At 67.0% G+C, this 14,761-nt stretch carries 31 protein-coding genes; 2 read left to right on the top strand and 29 right to left on the bottom strand.

All coding sequences use genetic code 11. The annotated features are described in order from the left end of the window. Positions 1-86 precede the first annotated feature (86 nt). From AB0J76_RS16615 to AB0J76_RS16515, 21 genes are all read right to left on the bottom strand, one after another. Positions 87-911 (bottom strand): BRO family protein, encoded by an 825-nt coding sequence (locus AB0J76_RS16615; protein WP_352321152.1) that lies wholly within the window; start codon positions 909-911, stop codon positions 87-89. Between the two features lie 332 nt (positions 912-1,243). Next, positions 1,244-1,879 (bottom strand): hypothetical protein, encoded by a 636-nt coding sequence (locus AB0J76_RS16610; RefSeq protein ID WP_352321150.1) that lies wholly within the window; start codon positions 1,877-1,879, stop codon positions 1,244-1,246. 301 nt (positions 1,880-2,180) lie between these two features. Then, complete coding sequence (locus AB0J76_RS16605; protein WP_352321148.1) at positions 2,181-2,813, bottom strand: hypothetical protein; 633 nt, start codon at positions 2,811-2,813, stop codon at positions 2,181-2,183. 696 nt (positions 2,814-3,509) lie between these two features. Then, positions 3,510-3,959 carry a hypothetical protein gene (locus AB0J76_RS16600; protein WP_352321146.1) on the bottom strand — a complete coding sequence of 150 codons (450 nt, stop codon included), beginning with the start codon at positions 3,957-3,959 and terminating at the stop codon, positions 3,510-3,512. Next, complete coding sequence (locus AB0J76_RS16595; RefSeq protein ID WP_352321144.1) at positions 3,956-4,366, bottom strand: hypothetical protein; 411 nt, start codon at positions 4,364-4,366, stop codon at positions 3,956-3,958. Before AB0J76_RS16595 ends, AB0J76_RS16600 begins: the two co-directional genes overlap by 4 nt. Then, positions 4,359-4,604: a DUF6011 domain-containing protein gene (locus AB0J76_RS16590; RefSeq protein ID WP_352321142.1), complete on the bottom strand. Its 246-nt coding sequence runs from the start codon at positions 4,602-4,604 to the stop codon at positions 4,359-4,361. Before AB0J76_RS16590 ends, AB0J76_RS16595 begins: the two co-directional genes overlap by 8 nt. Next, positions 4,601-4,771: a hypothetical protein gene (locus AB0J76_RS16585; RefSeq protein ID WP_352321140.1), complete on the bottom strand. Its 171-nt coding sequence runs from the start codon at positions 4,769-4,771 to the stop codon at positions 4,601-4,603. Before AB0J76_RS16585 ends, AB0J76_RS16590 begins: the two co-directional genes overlap by 4 nt. Beyond that, positions 4,768-5,031, bottom strand: coding sequence for a hypothetical protein (locus tag AB0J76_RS16580; RefSeq protein ID WP_352321138.1), 264 nt, complete (start codon positions 5,029-5,031; stop codon positions 4,768-4,770). The genes AB0J76_RS16585 and AB0J76_RS16580 overlap by 4 nt, the downstream gene beginning before the upstream one ends. Before the next feature lie 3 nt (positions 5,032-5,034). Beyond that, positions 5,035-5,235: a hypothetical protein gene (locus tag AB0J76_RS16575; protein WP_352321136.1), complete on the bottom strand. Its 201-nt coding sequence runs from the start codon at positions 5,233-5,235 to the stop codon at positions 5,035-5,037. Then, positions 5,228-5,449, bottom strand: coding sequence for a hypothetical protein (locus AB0J76_RS16570; RefSeq protein WP_352321134.1), 222 nt, complete (start codon positions 5,447-5,449; stop codon positions 5,228-5,230). Before AB0J76_RS16570 ends, AB0J76_RS16575 begins: the two co-directional genes overlap by 8 nt. A 248-nt stretch (positions 5,450-5,697) precedes the next feature. Continuing rightward, on the bottom strand, positions 5,698-6,099 hold the full coding sequence (locus tag AB0J76_RS16565) for a hypothetical protein (protein WP_352321132.1): 402 nt from the start codon (positions 6,097-6,099) through the stop codon (positions 5,698-5,700). Continuing rightward, positions 6,092-6,307 carry a hypothetical protein gene (locus AB0J76_RS16560; protein ID WP_352321130.1) on the bottom strand — a complete coding sequence of 72 codons (216 nt, stop codon included), beginning with the start codon at positions 6,305-6,307 and terminating at the stop codon, positions 6,092-6,094. The genes AB0J76_RS16565 and AB0J76_RS16560 overlap by 8 nt, the downstream gene beginning before the upstream one ends. Next, positions 6,300-6,485 (bottom strand): hypothetical protein, encoded by a 186-nt coding sequence (locus tag AB0J76_RS16555; protein WP_352321128.1) that lies wholly within the window; start codon positions 6,483-6,485, stop codon positions 6,300-6,302. The genes AB0J76_RS16560 and AB0J76_RS16555 overlap by 8 nt, the downstream gene beginning before the upstream one ends. Positions 6,486-6,489: 4 nt before the next feature. Beyond that, positions 6,490-6,825: a hypothetical protein gene (locus tag AB0J76_RS16550; RefSeq protein WP_352321126.1), complete on the bottom strand. Its 336-nt coding sequence runs from the start codon at positions 6,823-6,825 to the stop codon at positions 6,490-6,492. A 3-nt stretch (positions 6,826-6,828) separates the two neighbouring features. Continuing rightward, the gene (locus tag AB0J76_RS16545) at positions 6,829-6,954 is read right to left on the bottom strand and encodes a hypothetical protein (protein WP_352321124.1); all 126 of its coding nucleotides are present in this window, start codon (positions 6,952-6,954) and stop codon (positions 6,829-6,831) included. Between the two features lie 4 nt (positions 6,955-6,958). Further along, the gene (locus tag AB0J76_RS16540; protein WP_352321122.1) at positions 6,959-7,345 is read right to left on the bottom strand and encodes a hypothetical protein; all 387 of its coding nucleotides are present in this window, start codon (positions 7,343-7,345) and stop codon (positions 6,959-6,961) included. A 4-nt stretch (positions 7,346-7,349) separates the two neighbouring features. Continuing rightward, positions 7,350-7,517, bottom strand: coding sequence for a hypothetical protein (locus AB0J76_RS16535; protein ID WP_352321121.1), 168 nt, complete (start codon positions 7,515-7,517; stop codon positions 7,350-7,352). Positions 7,518-7,595: 78 nt separating this feature from the next. Further along, positions 7,596-7,919 carry a hypothetical protein gene (locus AB0J76_RS16530; protein ID WP_352321119.1) on the bottom strand — a complete coding sequence of 108 codons (324 nt, stop codon included), beginning with the start codon at positions 7,917-7,919 and terminating at the stop codon, positions 7,596-7,598. A gap of 143 nt (positions 7,920-8,062) precedes the next feature. Beyond that, positions 8,063-8,227 (bottom strand): hypothetical protein, encoded by a 165-nt coding sequence (locus tag AB0J76_RS16525; RefSeq protein ID WP_352321118.1) that lies wholly within the window; start codon positions 8,225-8,227, stop codon positions 8,063-8,065. 59 nt (positions 8,228-8,286) lie between these two features. Beyond that, on the bottom strand, positions 8,287-8,466 hold the full coding sequence (locus AB0J76_RS16520; RefSeq protein WP_352321116.1) for a hypothetical protein: 180 nt from the start codon (positions 8,464-8,466) through the stop codon (positions 8,287-8,289). A 107-nt stretch (positions 8,467-8,573) separates the two neighbouring features. Further along, positions 8,574-8,843, bottom strand: coding sequence for a hypothetical protein (locus tag AB0J76_RS16515; protein WP_352321114.1), 270 nt, complete (start codon positions 8,841-8,843; stop codon positions 8,574-8,576). A 125-nt stretch (positions 8,844-8,968) separates the two neighbouring features. On the opposite strand from AB0J76_RS16515, the gene AB0J76_RS16510 reads away from it, so the two are divergent. Beyond that, positions 8,969-9,292, top strand: a complete 324-nt coding sequence (locus tag AB0J76_RS16510; RefSeq protein ID WP_352321112.1) for a hypothetical protein — start codon at positions 8,969-8,971, stop codon at positions 9,290-9,292. Positions 9,293-9,296: 4 nt separating this feature from the next. Here the strand turns inward: AB0J76_RS16510 and AB0J76_RS16505 are convergent, their stop codons facing one another. From AB0J76_RS16505 to AB0J76_RS16470, 8 genes are all read right to left on the bottom strand, one after another. Then, a complete protein-coding gene (locus AB0J76_RS16505) occupies positions 9,297-9,530 on the bottom strand; it encodes a hypothetical protein (RefSeq protein WP_352321111.1) in 234 nt (77 codons plus the stop codon). Between the two features lie 345 nt (positions 9,531-9,875). After that, positions 9,876-10,487: a hypothetical protein gene (locus AB0J76_RS16500; RefSeq protein ID WP_352321109.1), complete on the bottom strand. Its 612-nt coding sequence runs from the start codon at positions 10,485-10,487 to the stop codon at positions 9,876-9,878. A gap of 119 nt (positions 10,488-10,606) precedes the next feature. Further along, a complete protein-coding gene (locus tag AB0J76_RS16495) occupies positions 10,607-11,086 on the bottom strand; it encodes a hypothetical protein (RefSeq protein ID WP_352321107.1) in 480 nt (159 codons plus the stop codon). Next, positions 11,079-11,423 (bottom strand): hypothetical protein, encoded by a 345-nt coding sequence (locus AB0J76_RS16490; RefSeq protein WP_352321105.1) that lies wholly within the window; start codon positions 11,421-11,423, stop codon positions 11,079-11,081. Before AB0J76_RS16490 ends, AB0J76_RS16495 begins: the two co-directional genes overlap by 8 nt. Before the next feature lie 63 nt (positions 11,424-11,486). Next, entirely contained in the window at positions 11,487-11,735 is a 249-nt protein-coding gene (locus tag AB0J76_RS16485; RefSeq protein WP_352321103.1) for a hypothetical protein, read from the bottom strand. Continuing rightward, the gene (locus AB0J76_RS16480) at positions 11,729-12,001 is read right to left on the bottom strand and encodes a hypothetical protein (RefSeq protein ID WP_352321102.1); all 273 of its coding nucleotides are present in this window, start codon (positions 11,999-12,001) and stop codon (positions 11,729-11,731) included. The genes AB0J76_RS16485 and AB0J76_RS16480 overlap by 7 nt, the downstream gene beginning before the upstream one ends. Further along, positions 11,998-12,627 (bottom strand): ATP-binding protein, encoded by a 630-nt coding sequence (locus tag AB0J76_RS16475; protein ID WP_352321100.1) that lies wholly within the window; start codon positions 12,625-12,627, stop codon positions 11,998-12,000. The genes AB0J76_RS16480 and AB0J76_RS16475 overlap by 4 nt, the downstream gene beginning before the upstream one ends. Further along, positions 12,614-13,603: a hypothetical protein gene (locus AB0J76_RS16470; RefSeq protein WP_364389833.1), complete on the bottom strand. Its 990-nt coding sequence runs from the start codon at positions 13,601-13,603 to the stop codon at positions 12,614-12,616. Before AB0J76_RS16470 ends, AB0J76_RS16475 begins: the two co-directional genes overlap by 14 nt. A 214-nt stretch (positions 13,604-13,817) precedes the next feature. Between AB0J76_RS16470 and AB0J76_RS16465 the strand changes: the two genes are divergently transcribed. Beyond that, the gene (locus AB0J76_RS16465) at positions 13,818-14,213 is read left to right on the top strand and encodes a hypothetical protein (RefSeq protein ID WP_352321096.1); all 396 of its coding nucleotides are present in this window, start codon (positions 13,818-13,820) and stop codon (positions 14,211-14,213) included. The last annotated feature ends 548 nt before the right edge of the window (positions 14,214-14,761 follow it).

Below are 14,761 nucleotides of genomic sequence, written 5' to 3'. Positions count from 1 at the left end.
GACGGGACGAGGTCCGGGCGGGTTCTGCCAGCGAAGACGCGCACCTAGGTTGGTGTGTCCTCATACCCGCCCGGAGGTCTGCAAGGTCAGAAGTCGATCAGGCCGTGGTTCCGCAGCTCCTCGACGATCTCTAACTGTCCTTGCGGCAGGATCCAGGCGACATCAACGAATCCGCCCGTGGGGATCCGCGTGGGGACGACCTTGAAGCAGTGACCCCAGTCGGCGGTGGGCAGGTTGCGGGCCTTCCCAGTGCGAGGGTGCTTGTCTCGCCGCAGGATGCCGAGATCCCGAAGGTGGCCGTTCAACTGCTGGGCAGACCGCAGGCCGATGCGCTTGGCAAAGTCCGTGGGCTCTACGGCGTTCTCGGGGTCGAACCATGCGTCGAAGACGGCGACCTTGGGCGCGACTGCGACCAGTTCGCGGCGGACATGGTCGCGTTCGGCGATGGCGCGCTCGCGCTCCTCCTCGGCGGCGACGACCATGAGCGCGAGATCCTTGCGGCTCAACTCACGCTGCTGCGCTCGGAAGCCGGGGATGACTACCTTGACGACCCAGCGGCGGAACACTCGGGGGCCATCGCCACGACCCGCGAGGCCGATCGTAGCGAAGCCGTCCTCGTTTACGAACCACGCCTCAGCGTTGCCCGTACCCGGCGTCGGAAAGTTTACGGCGGTCTGACCTGCGGAGAGAGTCCGCATGTCGATCTTACGCTTGTCGCCTTCCTCCACGAGGTGGATCGCCGAGCGAGGGTTGGCGTGACCGGTGCCCTTACAGATGTCCGCGAAGTGCAGCCATGGAACGCCGTTGATCTTCACCCACCGTAAGGACTGCCCGGTCTGTGGGTAGTGGACCACGCCATAGTTGCCCTCGAAGTTGGCGGACGGCCCGCCGAAGAGGTTAAGTTCTGTCACGTCGATCTCCTGCTACGAAGGTTGATCGGCCACAGCCCCGGGGCGGTCTAGTACACCGTCGCCGGGGTTTCTCCATCCGGGAGAACAGTTGTTCTTATTGTCTCAGACGCTTCCGCCATATAAGGGCGTGAACGCACACCTTTCAGGCGAAACTTGTGTCCGTTAGTAATATCCGACTTAGCGGGCATGACGACCTGAGTCCGCTGGTCACATCGCCCACCCTCAAGATGGTGACGCGTGCGCACTTATGCGCACCGATGCGCATGCGTGCGCATTCTTATCCGCCTGGCGAGGAATCCCTTGTGATCGTCTCGTGATAGGCGATCACTCGCTCAGGATTGAAGCCGGGACGGTGACGGCGTAGCCATCGGTAGCGCCGCGAGCCGATCCTGCGGGTGTCGGCAAACGGCGAAGCCATCCACGTGGTCCAGTGTCAGCGTCTCGACAGTGAACCACTGGCCGTGCAAGGTGGCCCCTCGCGGGAGCCCCGCCTGGTCGGTAATGAGGTCGCGCGGCACTCGCAGCGCGACCTCCGGCAGATGCAGCGGCGTGCGCACAAGCGTGTTCCCGTCGCCCGGCTCGTACCAGACCTGCACGTCGATGCGGTCCAGTGAGGCCACGAAGGCGGCGGCGCGCTGCTCGTGGGCGGCCTGCCACTCGCTGAACCTGGCGTCGGCTCGGTCGCGGTCGAAGGTCTCGAAGACGGTCCGCCAACCGTGGCTGGTCTCGCTGTCCTCGTCGGCTGTGTAAGCCTGCTGGTAGGAGGATCGTTTAGGGCCGTGGATCACGCTGTCGAACCAGGTGATCACGTGACGGTCCCGTACCTCGACAGGTCCGTCCCACAGTTCGAAGGGCTCGACCCTGTCGGCGAGCTTGAACGCCTGCGCGTCCTTCCGTCTGGTGAACGCCCCGAGTACCTGGTAGCCGTACTCGCCCGGCGGTCCGCTGGTCGCTAGGTAGACCTTCATCAGGTCCCTTTCAGGTGGGGTTACAGGTGTTGAGGTGCCCGGCCTGATCTCTCCCCCACCCTCGGACCCCACGTCCACAAAGGGAGAGGCCAGACCGGGACACCAGCTCAGGCGATCCGCAGGGGCGGGTCTCGCCGAGCGAGCGCACCTGTCCGCCGGGCAGGTGCGCGTCTATGGGGATCTCTAGCGGCGTATAGGAGCCCAGAAAGGCGAGAGCCCGTCCACGTCGGTGATCGTGGACGGGCTTCTCGACGGCTCTCGCCGAAGCTATCAGCAGAGATCATGTCACGGCGGTCGTTGTCTACGCAACTACCAGGGCACGCTGGCGTCCCCTCGCGTCGCCTGCAGCGATCAGGTCGAGGACATCCCGGACGAGGAACAGGTGACGGCCCGCATCATCCACACCCGCGGGGAACAGCCTCTCCCGGGCCACCCACGTGTGCAGCAGGGCGGGCTTGATCGGGCGCTTGAGGGACGTCAGAGCTCGCGCGATGGCCGGCGCGGTCAGCTCCAGATCCTCCAGCGCCTTCAGCATCCACTGGCGGCGGGCGGCGACCTCGTAGTTGAGTCGGCCGCCTTCGTCGTCCCGGCACCAGCGGCAGGCGACACGGGACGCACCAGGGCGGGCGTACAGGTCGCCGTCACAGCCGTCACAGGGCCCGGCATAGACCAGGTCTCGGGGTGGGGCGTCTACAGCCCAGCGGGCGTTGCGTGCGGCGGTCAGGATCTCTTCGACGGCGTCGGGGCCGGCGGGGTGGCGGATGAGGGCGTCGGTGTGGCGGAGGAGCCATGCTGCGGTGCTGGAGGGCTGGTGGCGGGGTTCGCGACCGAGGTCGGCGTACACGCACGAGGGGTGGTTGCAGGAGCGGCAGACGGGCCCTTGGAGCGGTTGGACGGTGTCGTTGAGGACGCGCGCCCAGCCGAGCAGCATCACCTGTAGGACGGTCGCCGCCTCGGAGGCTCGTTCGTGCCACGGGAGAGGCCGCTCATCGGAGTGTCCGCCTACCGACCCTCCGCCCATGCGGGTCTGGCGGGTGATGGCGAGCTGCAGGTCATCCCACAAGCCGGGGACGGAGCGGAGTTCGCGGGCGAGTTCGGCTTCGCAGGCTCCGCAAACGCGGGCCGAGCCGGGCATGAGGCGATCGCAGGATGCGACGGGGCAGTCCAGAGCCACAAGTTCCCCCTGACGTGCTTGTACGCTTACGGGAGACTCGTGTGGATTGAGGGGCCTGAAGAGTCGGCGAGGAAGTAGTGGGACGGAGCGGTCTCCCGTGGGCGCGGGAGGCCGCTTTCGCTGCCTACTGAGAGTCTGGCGCATGATTTGATGTGTGCTCGCCATCAATCGTCTCACGAGTTCTTGTGCTCACGACGACCACCCAGGCGAGGGCTCCCAGCGCCACTAGGACTCCCATGACGGCCAGCGCCTCTTCCGATATGGCTTGTGCTGCCACGCATGCCCCGCCCACAATCACCAGGCCGGCGATGATGCCCCTGTCCCTGGTGAAGATCTTCCGCCGGGGGTGCGCGGCCGGCGGCGCTGGGAACACCTCCCACAGCAGCCCGCATGCGGGGCATCGCCACGGCTGTCCGTTGGCGTGCGCCTCGGCGGGGCGCTCACAGCGGTGGTCGCTCAAGAGGTCGCGCCTTCCCGCGCCTTCCGGTCGGCGGCGATCTGCTCTCGCCCCATCACGATCTCACCGTTCGGATCTTTCACTGCGAGAGGGGACCGTTCCGCCGTGTACCAGCCGTCGTGCAGGAATTGCAGGGCCGCATCGAGAGACGGATGGGTCTCCTCGTACTCCTGTTGGTAGCGGGCGAAGACGGATGTCCAGCGCTGCGAGCCCTGCTCCATCAGGTCGTTGAAGAACTCCGCGGCCTCCGTGCCGTTCAGGCAACGATCCATCTTCAGGTTCTCGCCGGGGCGTTCCACGGTGATGCTCGCGTAGAAGTCGCGGTCATCCATGGTTGAGCCGGGGTCGATCCCGCAGGTGATACTGGCCTGGTCACCTTCATGCCATGTCCAGCCCGGGATCGCGAGAGCGATGGCTTCGCGGTGCATGTGGTCAAGCCAAGTGCTCACGGTGTCGTTCCTTCCGGAGCCATCTGCTTGAACCAGCCGGTCGACGTCGGCGACAGGAGACACCAGATCACGGCCACGACAAGGGCGAGGCTGGCCAATCCAGCGACGCTCGGACTGGTAGTCACGCTCCACACCTGAGCGCCCCCAAGGACCACCTCGCCTGCCAGGGCCGTCCATCGGACCCACGGCTGGCGTGATCTCATCTTGGCGATGACCAGGCCGAAGGCTACGGCGACCACGACGGTGAACACCACGGGGATCAGCAGTGAGCCCGCTATTGCGTGTTCCTGCTGCATGAGGCCCACCAGCATGATGACGAAAGGCCAGGCCATCAGGAGCAGTTGGATGCACAGGACGGTCCGGGCTGTCCGCAGCGAGTCGGGTAACGGCTGGGTCGGCTCATTCATCGGTTTCCTCCAGTAGGTCTGTCTGCCCCTCCACGTCCCACCCGGTAGGGACACCAGTGATGCGTAGCGGCTTGCGGGGTGCGATGCCGAGCTTGGACGCACAGTCAGGGCCGATCCCGAGAGCACGGGACTCCGGGGTCTTGAGGGTGTGCTTGCAGGCCGCGCACCGAGTGACGTGGTCTCGGGTGGCAGGCTCGTCAAGGTCGAGGAGCAGGCCGTCACGATCAGGCGTCGTCACTCGTAGCCGTTCAGGTAGCAGCTGCACCCCAGGTCTGCGTCATGCCCGCACGTCAGCATGATCCCTGGCGGGTCGTCGGGGAAGCGGCAGTGGCACTCGTCCCGCTCGTCTCCGGTCTTGCCGTACACGCACTGGCGGGAGTGCCAGTGCTCTCCAGCAGCGGTCACGTCTCCTCCTTGGACACCTCAGGGGGCAGGCTAGCGTCGAGAGCGGCAAGAGTGTCGCGGGCCTGGTCGATCGCCTGGACGCGACAGGATGCCTTGATGGTGAGATCGCACAGGCGACGCACGCGGGCGATGGCGGCTTCGGCGGTCTCGGCGCGTTCCCGCCAGCGCAGCCCGTGATCGGTCAAGGCGATGACCTCTGACTCTGCGCGTTGAGCACGGGCGAGCGCTTCGGCGTAGCAGTGGCGGAGGTCTTCAGTCACGGCTCAGTCCTCCTCAAGGTCTTTTAGCTCGTCATCGATGGCCTCGTGAATGGCTGCGGCCAGGATGTGGTCTCCCCGCTCGGCGGCTTCTCTCGCCTTCTTGGCCATCCTGGTGAGACGGTCTTTGACCTCCTGCTCGGTGAGCCGTCTGGGCGGGTCCTGGGTGTAGTCCATCCGCCAGTTGGGAGGCTTCTTCTTAGGCATTGGTCTTTTCCTCGGGAAGGGCGGTACGAGCCTCTTCTTCCTGCTGTGTCATCTGTTCGGAGATCTCCGCGTCCCTGCGTCCTGCCGTGTATCCGGCATCGAACCCTTCCCGCCAGATCTTGTCGAGGATCTGCCGCCACTCGTACACCCTGTGGTACGGGTTGGCCTGGCAGAGCTTGGCGAGCCTTCTCATCGTGGACTCGTAGTCAGGCATGGTCGGTCCTCTCAGGTAGGGCTCCCAGAGCCATGCGTGCTGTCGTGTCCGGGTACGGTTCCACGCCGATGTAGCCGCGCCCTCGGGACACGTACTCGGCAACACAGATCAGCCCTTCGTGAGCGATGGCGGAGACGACGGCCAGGCCGGCGTCCTCAACCGCCCGCATGTGCACCTCGGCAGCGGCCAGGCACACAGAGCAGCCTCTCCCCTCCTCGGGACGGGAGCAGCCGTGCAGAGCGATCAGCTCAACGGGAGTCACCAGCAGTCCCCTTCTCGATCATGTCGGCGATCCGGTCGTACTCCCGAGCCTGCTCGTCCCGCTGCCAGATCTGGCCCAGGTTCAGCCCCTTGTCGGGGATGGCCCAGCACTTGGCGGCGAGAGCGCGGAAGCCTTCGACGATGCTGCGGCGTTCGTCTGCTCGGGCTTGGGCGTCAAGGATCGGCGCTACCGCCTCGACTACGACGGCCACGACGGACGGCAGACGGTCATCGCACACGCCGCAGTCCTCATCGAAGACGTGCACCCCGTGTGCCGAGACCGGCCGCCCTGGCATCCACTCGTGTGAGGCGAGAGCCGCCACACCGGCAGCGACGCTCTCAACAAAAGGCGTGGCGGCTTGTACGGCTTCCTCGGGAAGGTCAGGCAACGTCGTCCCATCCTCTCGGGCAGTCGCCCCGCCGATGCTTGGTGCAGGACACCGGGTGTGCGTAGTCGCAGGTGATGTCCTCGTGGGCGTACTTCGGCAGCTCGTCGTGGAGCCAGCCCACCCCGCCCACCCAGACGATGGGGCGGATGCAGTTCCGGCAGGAGTCCTCAGTAGGGCGCTCGGCTTCTGCCGGGATGGGGTCAGGCACGGGCCTCCTCCCCCACGTACAGGAACCGGAACAGGTGGCCCATCAGCGCGTACTGGTCGACGCCCGTCAGCTCCGGGTAGCCGGCCCCTTCGAGGATGCGCGCGATGTCGATGGTGACTCCGATCGTGAAGCGCGGGTCGCCCTCGCCGCCCGGTAGCGGGTAGTTGCGGTCAGCCATCGGGTCAGCCTTCCTCGGATAGGCGCGCGCCACCGCGCGCCGTGAGTTGACCGGTCGCAGACAGCGCCCGTAGCGCGCGATCGGCCACGTCGGCTGCGTGGATGCCGTCGATGTCGCCGCCGAGCGGCACGATGCCGCTGACCCAGATCGCGTCCCGGATCGTCTTCTCCGCCCCCTCAACACCTCGCGTCGTCCTGTCGCGCAGGTAGGAGGCCGTCTTCAGGTCAGCGGCGATGGCCGGGGCGATGGCCTCCCACGGGGCCGAGGCTATGCCGCACACGCGTTGGAACGCCGCCTGGGCGACCTTGCGAGGCGAGGGTTTCGGCTTCTGGCGTGCCACGGGTCAGCCCTCCTCGGCCTGGTCGCACTCGTCGGAGCAGGCGTGCTCCGGGCAGTCGTGGTCGTGGTCCTCAGGCTCGGCGTCGTCGGGGGCGAAGCATGTGCAGTCGGGAGCGTCGTAGGTAGGCATCGGGTCAGTCCTCCTTCGGGGAGTCCGGAGCGAACTCCTCCCATCGGCCAATCACACGGGCCAGACGCGTCACGAGCGTGTATTCGCAGCGCCGACCCAGAACGCTCGTCGCCTGCTTGAACCTGTCCAGCGTGATCGCTCGCATGTCGGCGACCGTGGCGCTTCCGGTTCCGATCGCCGCCGGGTAGCCGACCGTGCCGGAGTTGTAGACGGTTCCGGCGCGTGGCTCGCTCCCAGCCGCCGCCGGGTGGAAGGCGCGGCCAGGGGTGCGGGACTTGATGTACAGGTGGTTGCGGTCCATGGGCGCAAGGAAGACGATCGGCCGTACCGGTTCGCCGGCGCGCTCCTGGTAGGCGTACACGTCGCCCGGAGTGATGTCCTTCGCTCTCATCGGCTCAGCCTTCCTGTGGGGAGTCCGGAGAGGCGGCGAGCAGGGCGATCAACTTGTCCGCCTCGGACACGTCGATCCACAGTCCCTCTGTTGCTGGATGCGCGGTGATGCCGAGGGCGGCCAAGGCTGCCGCCTGCTCTCGTGCCTGCTGTTGCTGTTCTCGGCGGTCCATGTCGCCTTCCTTGATCGGTTGGGGGTGGTAGCCCTCTCCCGCGTCCAGGAGGGCGCGGGAAAGCGGTTGCTGCGCGGTCTACTCCGTCGAGTGAGCGGCGATGATGCGCGCCCGTTCGGCGTCGTACTCCTCTAAGGTGAGCTGCCGGCGGCAGTACCGGCGGCGCGCCTCGTCCAGCAGCTCTCTGCCTTCCTTGGTGACCCGGACGTGGAAGGACGGCGGGTCCGCCAGGCAGTAGTCACAGCCGGGCACGCGCTCGGTCAGCCAGATGTGATCGGCTTGGTGGGTCATCTCGTCGAGCTGGCCGCCGGCCAGCAGTTCCCTGGGGGCGTAGCCGCCGCCTTCGCAGGTGGGCAGGTGACCTTCGGCCAGGCCGCAGCCGACACAGACAAGGACGCTCATGCTGGTCTCCGTGGGGTCAGGGGTGGGCGGGAAAGCGTTGTCCGAGGGGTGGTCCCGGTCGGTAGAGACCGGGACCGGAAGAAGGTCAGGCGTCGCTCCTGCGGAGGAGGGAGATAGGGCCCAGAAGGGGCCCCGAGGTCCTGCTACAAGTCGCCTGGCGAGTCGGGGTGGACGGGGCAGGGGCCGAACCCTTCGCCCGTGCTGGCGGGGTGGACGTGGCGACGGCCAGACAGCGAGCAGGCCGTGTCGGGGTCCTCGTCGCAGTACTCGATGCAGGTGCAGTCGTCGATCTCATCCATGAGCGTCATCTCTTCTCCTACGTCCGGGGCGGGCGGGGGCGGGGTGTTGGTCAGGGAGAGGGGGCGGGTCAGTCGCTCCAGTGGCGGCGGTGCGTCTCGTCCCAGTGGAGGCCGGAATGGGGCGGCAGGGAGCACTCCAGGTTCCAGGAGGCGGAGACGCTGGCGTGGCTCCAGCGGGCGGGGCAGCGGTCGCGGGTGTCGTCGGCCGGGGTGTTGTGAATGTCGGTCGGAGCGATCGTGATGGTCACCGGGTCTCCTCGGTCGAAGGGTCTTGGTGTGGTGCCCGTCCCGGGACTCGCGCCCGGGGGTCTGCTGGTCGGGCTGGGGTGGGCCCCTGTCGGGGCCCGGAGGTCTGCTACTCGCCGATCCAGATGCAGTGCTTGAACTGGCCGCCGATCTCCACCGCCGCGTCCCAGTCGGCCGGCTTGAGCGTCTTCTGGTTGCTCTCGGGAACCAGGTTGATGTTGTCGAGGCGCTCGATCTTGCGGAGAGCGCGGTCCTGGTCGGCGCGGGTCCAGCGGGCGAGGCGGGGGCGGATGTCGGTGAGGGAGATCCAGCGCTCGCGGGGGGCGTCTTCGACGATGGTGTCGAGGATCGCGATCTCGGTGTCGGTGAAGGTGACCATCTCGTTCTCCCTGGTGTCTCGTCCCTTGCTGATGACTCAACCTTAGAGGTAACCTATAGCTCCATGCAAGAGGTAACCTCTAAGAGACTGAAGATTGTTTGAGAGGGCACCTCTAGACTCCCCCCATGAGGAGGCCGACCACCGTGTTCAGGAAGCTCATCGACGACCTCGCCGCCGTCGAAGACCCCGCCCAGCGCATCAGGCTGACCACCGAAGCCCTCGAAGCCGCAAAGGAGTTCAACGCCGCCGTCGCCCAGCTCCGCCAGGCCACAGCCCAAGAGCTGAAGGACCAAGGGCTCACGCTGGCGCGCATCGGCGAACTCGCTGGCCCCCCGGACAAGCCCCTCCACTTCAGCCGCATCCGGCAGATCCTCCAGGGAGGACCCACCGGCCGATGGGCGAAGGCCGCCCGCGAGACTACGGAGGAGACGGCCCCAGCCGGCGAGTAGCCCGTCACCTCGACCGCCGCGACCGGGTCGCCCTGCGCAAGAGGTCTGCCAACCCCACGAGCGCGAACGCCAAGACGATCGCCCACACCCGGCCGTTACCTGTCTTGATCGCGTACCAGCCGAACCAGAAGCCGAACGCCATAGTCGGCAGGCCCAGCACTGCGGTGACAGCGACGAAGCCCGGGGTGAACGGCCGATCGAGGGGCGCGAGCAGCCAGCGGCGGAAGCGGCGCATCATGACGCCTCCCCCACGACGACTTCTTTTGTCGGTGACGTCATCGGGACGCCTCCCCAGACTGGCCAGGCTCGTCGTCTGCGGGATCCCAGGTGGCGTTGATCCACCGAACCGTGGTCGCCCACACGTATGTCGGACATGGCCAGCCGTGCCCACACTCGGCGCACTCGCCGGAGGTCAACCCGCCGTCGAAGACCTGCTTGTGGTGGGCGTCAGCGATCCGCGACAGGCGGAGCTCGGGCGTCGAGGCGGGCGGTCTTCGGTAGGTGCATTCGCTGGTCTCGTGGCCTACGGGACCGCCTCGGGTGTCACCACAGTTGGAGCAGTGGACGTTGCGGCGCCTCTCGGTCATCGGGTCGCCTGCCCAGTCTGGTCGGCGGGCGGATTGAGCTCGGCGAGGCGAGGGATCACCGTCTGCGCTTCACGGTCGGCCGTCTCCTGATCGGCGGCGACGATGAGGATTTCCGGCTGGTCCTTGCGACCCCAGGCGACGACGCCGAGCTCCGCCTTGGTCAGCGTCTTCGCGTAGCGGTGTAGATGCTGACTGGCCGATAACCTGACCGCCTGCCCTGGCATCGATCGCCAGAACTCGTTCGGCTCGCATGTGATTGCCAGGTGTGCGCCACCATCGACCGGCCGGTGCCGCCGCCACCCAAAGTCGGCCTCACCCTCCTCGGCGTGGCCCGCCTGCAGTAACGCGTCCTGCACCTGTCGTGCGAGGTCTCGCCGGTGGGGCACCTGCGTCGGGATGACGCCGAGCTCTTCGAGCGCGTCCAGCGCCGCGCTGGTAGCCACGTCCGCCTCTCCCGGAGACAGTCGCAGGACCCACGTGTTGCCGTCTCGGCGATGGGCGGGCCCGGCGCTCTCGGCGGGTGGGGCGAACCGCACGACGGTCATGTTGCGGACATGCCTTGCGATCGCACGGTGGATCTCCTCGCGGCTATGCGCTTGGGTTGTCATCGTTCGATTCCTCTCTCGAACACGACCCTGAACGGGCCGCATCTCGATCTTGATTAGGACTGGAGTTCTGATCTCGGAGCGCTGAGAGCCCTTCAGAAGCGACTCTCAGCGCTCCCGAGCTACACGGAGACCGGAGGCGGCTCTACGCCCGCCACAGAAGCCCCAGAGACGCACGGAGCGGCATTCCCGTCCGAGCCGTCCCCCACCGGAAGCGCCGTCCCGTTCAAGACCCGAGCCACAGCCAGAGGCTCGCGGAAGCAGTAGCAGTCCTCACCGATCGCGCCGTCGCAGGTGTCGTGCAGACGTCCTCGAACCTCGTCGTCGAACTTCTCGGCCGTCTCCTCCAGCCAGGAGGCGAGAGGCTCACGAGCGTTGAACAGGGCCGCCAGCAGGTTGGCAAGCTCGCGGTGCCGCGCGTCGAAGGAGATGCAGTTTCGGCAGACCGTCTCCCACGGCTCCTTGTGATCCACGCAGATGGTGACGATGGCGGTCTGCGGGATCACTACGGCGATCACGTGCGGCAGGAGGTGCTCCCGCGCTCGGGCCGCTGCCTCGCGGAGTTCTTCGGCGACGGTCTTCTCGGTCTTGGTGTCAGCCATGCTCGCCCGCCTCCGGGTCGCACGCGCCGGTCTTGCACGCGTCACACTTGGCCTTGCCGTCGGCGAACTCCCAGAAGCCCGCGAGGGCCTTCTCCGCCTCACCGAGGCTGTCGAAGTGTGCGATGCCGTCTTCGTCCTCGTCGTAGATGTAGTCGCAGCAGGAGCAGGCGGCCGTCACGCACAGGTGAGCGAGTTGGCGCGGCTTGAACACCTCGTCGCCCTCGATCTTCGCCGCCTCGTCGGCAGCGTGCTTCTCGGTCGGGAAGTGCGGGACGCCATCCTGATCGAGGTCGGTGCCCTGCTCGTTCGTCAGCACCCAGCACGGGGTGTCACTCATGGCTTGTGGTCTCCTCGCGGGTCTTCGGGGTCTCTGGTGTCGTGTCGGGGAAGTCGGGGGCGGTCACGCTGCGCTCCGTTTGCCGGCCTCGAACTCGGCGACCTCATCAAGCAGCAGGCGCAGGTTCTCCTCCGCCTGCTCGGGCGTGACCGGAGCCAGCAGCGGGCGGGCCGGGCGGATCGGCCACTCCTCCACCGACACCCGGCGCAACAGCTCGCCGCGGGCGCACTCCCCGCACGGCGGTTCGTCGGCGGCGTGATGCAGCAGGAGCCCCATGTGGGTGCCGCAGCCTTGCCGGTAGGTGGTCACCACGGGCCGTCCTTGTGGCCATGCCTCGACGGGCGGGGCAGGGTCGGCAGGTCGGCCCGTAACCGGCGCGGCGTCACGTCCCGGCGGCGAAGATGCGCGGCCACCTCGGGCCGGCAAGTGGGGCACGGGACCGCGTCCTCGACGTCCTCCCGGTCGATCCAACCGTTCGTGCAGCCCACGTGGGTGCACTGGCAGGAGTTCCACGGGCAGGGCTTGTACTCGTCGCGGATGTCGGCGGCCTGCTCGGGGTCGGCAGGGAAGCGGGTCACTGGGGCCTCCTGCGGTCCGGGCCGGTGAGCGGAACGAGGGTGCACATCTCAGCGAGGCGGGAAGCGGTGCGCTCGCCCACGTGGTCAGCGAGAGAGCGCGGCGGCAGGTTGCTGGTCACGATCAGCGGCAGGCAGCGCGCATACCGCTCGTCGATGACCTCGTAGAGCTTTTCCTGCGTCCACTCGGACGGCTTCTCCGCGCCGATGTCGTCGATGAACAACAGCTCCGCCCCTTGGCAGTCCTCGACGACCTGCCGCGCGTCGTTTGCGCCAGGCCGGAGCTGGTCGAGCAGGGCCGTGGCTCGCACGGTGTGCACCGTCGGCCCCCAGCGCAGCGTGTCCCAGGTGTCGTACCTGGCGGGCCGGGGGACGGTCTCGGTGACGCGGCACCACTCGGCCAGCGCTGCGAACCCCAGGTGAGTCTTTCCCGTTCCGACGGGCCCGGTCAGGTAGATGCCGCCGGCCCGGACGCCGGACTTCGCCCAGGAGGTCACCTCCTGCGGGATGTGGATCTCAGCCCGGAACCGCGGCGGGATGTAGCCGCGGATGGCCTGCGTGAGCTCCCAGCGCTTGTACTCCTCCGGGTCGCTGCCGGGCCCGAAGTTGGGGGTGTCACCAGCCTGCACGGTATTCCTCCTCGGTGTATTGCTGCGGGGTAGAGCCAGGGGAAGGCGAGTCGTTTCGGACCAGGGCGAGGCGTGGGGCGGGCTCGTCGAGCCAGCACTCCTTGTTCAGCCAGGTGGCCGGGTTCTTGATGTAGCCGCGCAGAACGTGCGGGTCGGTTTCGGCGTACACCTTGGCGGCGTCGAAGAGGATCTGAACGTCCTCGACTTTCGCGGCGGCCTTGCTGAACGCCTTGACCGCAGCAGCGCGTTCCTTGCGAAGCGGATAGGCGGCGTACCACTCAGCGAAGCGAGGGTGCTCCTCGCTGGCCTGCCGGGTCCGCTTCCCCCCTGCACCCCTCTTGGTTGTAGAAGGTTTGAGTTCTTCTTCGTTAGAAGAAGAACTGTCTTTAACAACAACAGCGCGGCCAATTTGGCCAGTGGGCAAATTGGCCACTGGTTGCGACCTGCGGCTTTGCGATTTCGTCGTTTCGCCTACCGGCCAATCTGGCCACAAGGCCACGCCCCTACCGTCCATATTGGCCGGTAGGGATTCACCACTGGCCATATTGGCCGGTAGGGCTTTCCCCTGGTCGGAGCCAGTGCCCACATTGCCCACTGGCCATATTGGCCGGTAGGGGCCAACCGCGCTGACCTGCCTACCGTCCAAATTGGCCGGTAGGGTCTGGGTCGGGTTGAGGCGGTAGCTGTCGGGCAACCGATGACCCGTGTCGCTCACCCGACGCCGGCGAGCTATGAGCCCGCCCTCCTCCAACTGGTCGAGATAGCGGCGCATCGAGCGCGTGGCGACCATCGCGTCCACCGCTACCTCCTCCTGACTGGTTGTGCACTCCCACGCTTCATCCACCCGGCGAGCGAGACACAGCAGCGCGATCCGTGCTCCCGGGTTGTTGGCGATCGGCTGGGCCCACGCCCAGTCGATCGCCGCTTGGTTCACGCCCGCAGCTCGCGGCCCTGCGGGTTGTTCGTCGTCGGTCACGTAGAGCGGCTCTCTCTCGGGTGTTGCTCGGGCTCTGGGCTAGGAGAGGTGTGCCGGTCTTCGGGATGTCGCCACTTCAGTCCCCCTGATCACTCACTTGTTCGAGTCCTACGATACCCCACACGCCTATGTGGGGTCCACGTTGTCATGTGGGCACATCATAAAGTGGGCCCACATGCTAAGGTGGCCACATCAGTGGTGTGATGATGGAGAGGTGACCGACCCGATGGCTGCCCTCGACGCTGCGTACGCCCGAGTTCAGCAAGCCGAGAAGCTTGCCGAAGAGATCGTCAACGCCGCATGGCTGAACTTTGGTCGCGCCATCCGTGATGCCCGCGAACAAGGTACGAAGCAGGCCGACATCGCCCGCCACTTCGGCCGTGAGCCTGAGCACATCCGACGTCTGCAAGAGGACGCGGACGTTGCTGACGGCCTCAAGGAGCCGCCGGCCCGCAAGACTCGCCCCGTCCCGCAGGCTCCAGGCTCTGACCTGTTCACCGTTTTCACGACACTCAATTCGCGAGGGGTTGCTGCCGCCATCGAAACCCTTCACAGAGCCGTCGAAGAGGCAGCAACACCCCCTCACTCCGAGGACGAGCACACGGACTGACGTCTTCACGACGCCTCCTCTCCTCTCGAATTTGCTGGGCCGCCCGCCCGATGCGGGCGGCCCTTCGTCGTTCGCTATGCCGGCGCTGAGCGCAGATCAGGTCTGGCCCGTCGGCTCGTCAGGGCAGGCAACGGAGTGGCATGTCGCTGCCGGGTCGGATCGGGCCCGGATTGTCGTCTCCGGCTAGACCTGGGATGGCAAGTCGGCTTGGTTGGCGTGGCACGAGGTGGCATGGCATGTCGCGGGTGATGTTGCGGCGTGTGCAGGGAAGTCGACGGCGGCTTGAAAGGGAAGGGCCGGGTTGTCGGGATGCGTACGACGCGGCCAGGTATGGCATGTCGGCCGGGGCGTACGGCGGGAAGGTGTGACGTGACGTGTCGGGACGGTCAGCCGCGGTGCACGGCTCGGGCGGGCGAGGCTCGTCAAAACGGTCTGATCTGGAAAGCTCGGGGGTGGGCCGTCGATGTGGCTTGACGTGAGCGAGGCGGGACTGGGCTTGTCGCACATGGGTTGGCTAGCCGCATCCACGAGCGCGGCGTCGCAGCGCA

The organism is Nonomuraea sp. NPDC049624, assembly GCF_040675255.1.
Classification (GTDB): Bacteria; Actinomycetota; Actinomycetes; order Streptosporangiales; family Streptosporangiaceae; genus Nonomuraea.
The sequence above is the reverse complement of the archived record's forward strand: the minus strand, read 5'-3'. Positions and strand labels throughout refer to the sequence as shown.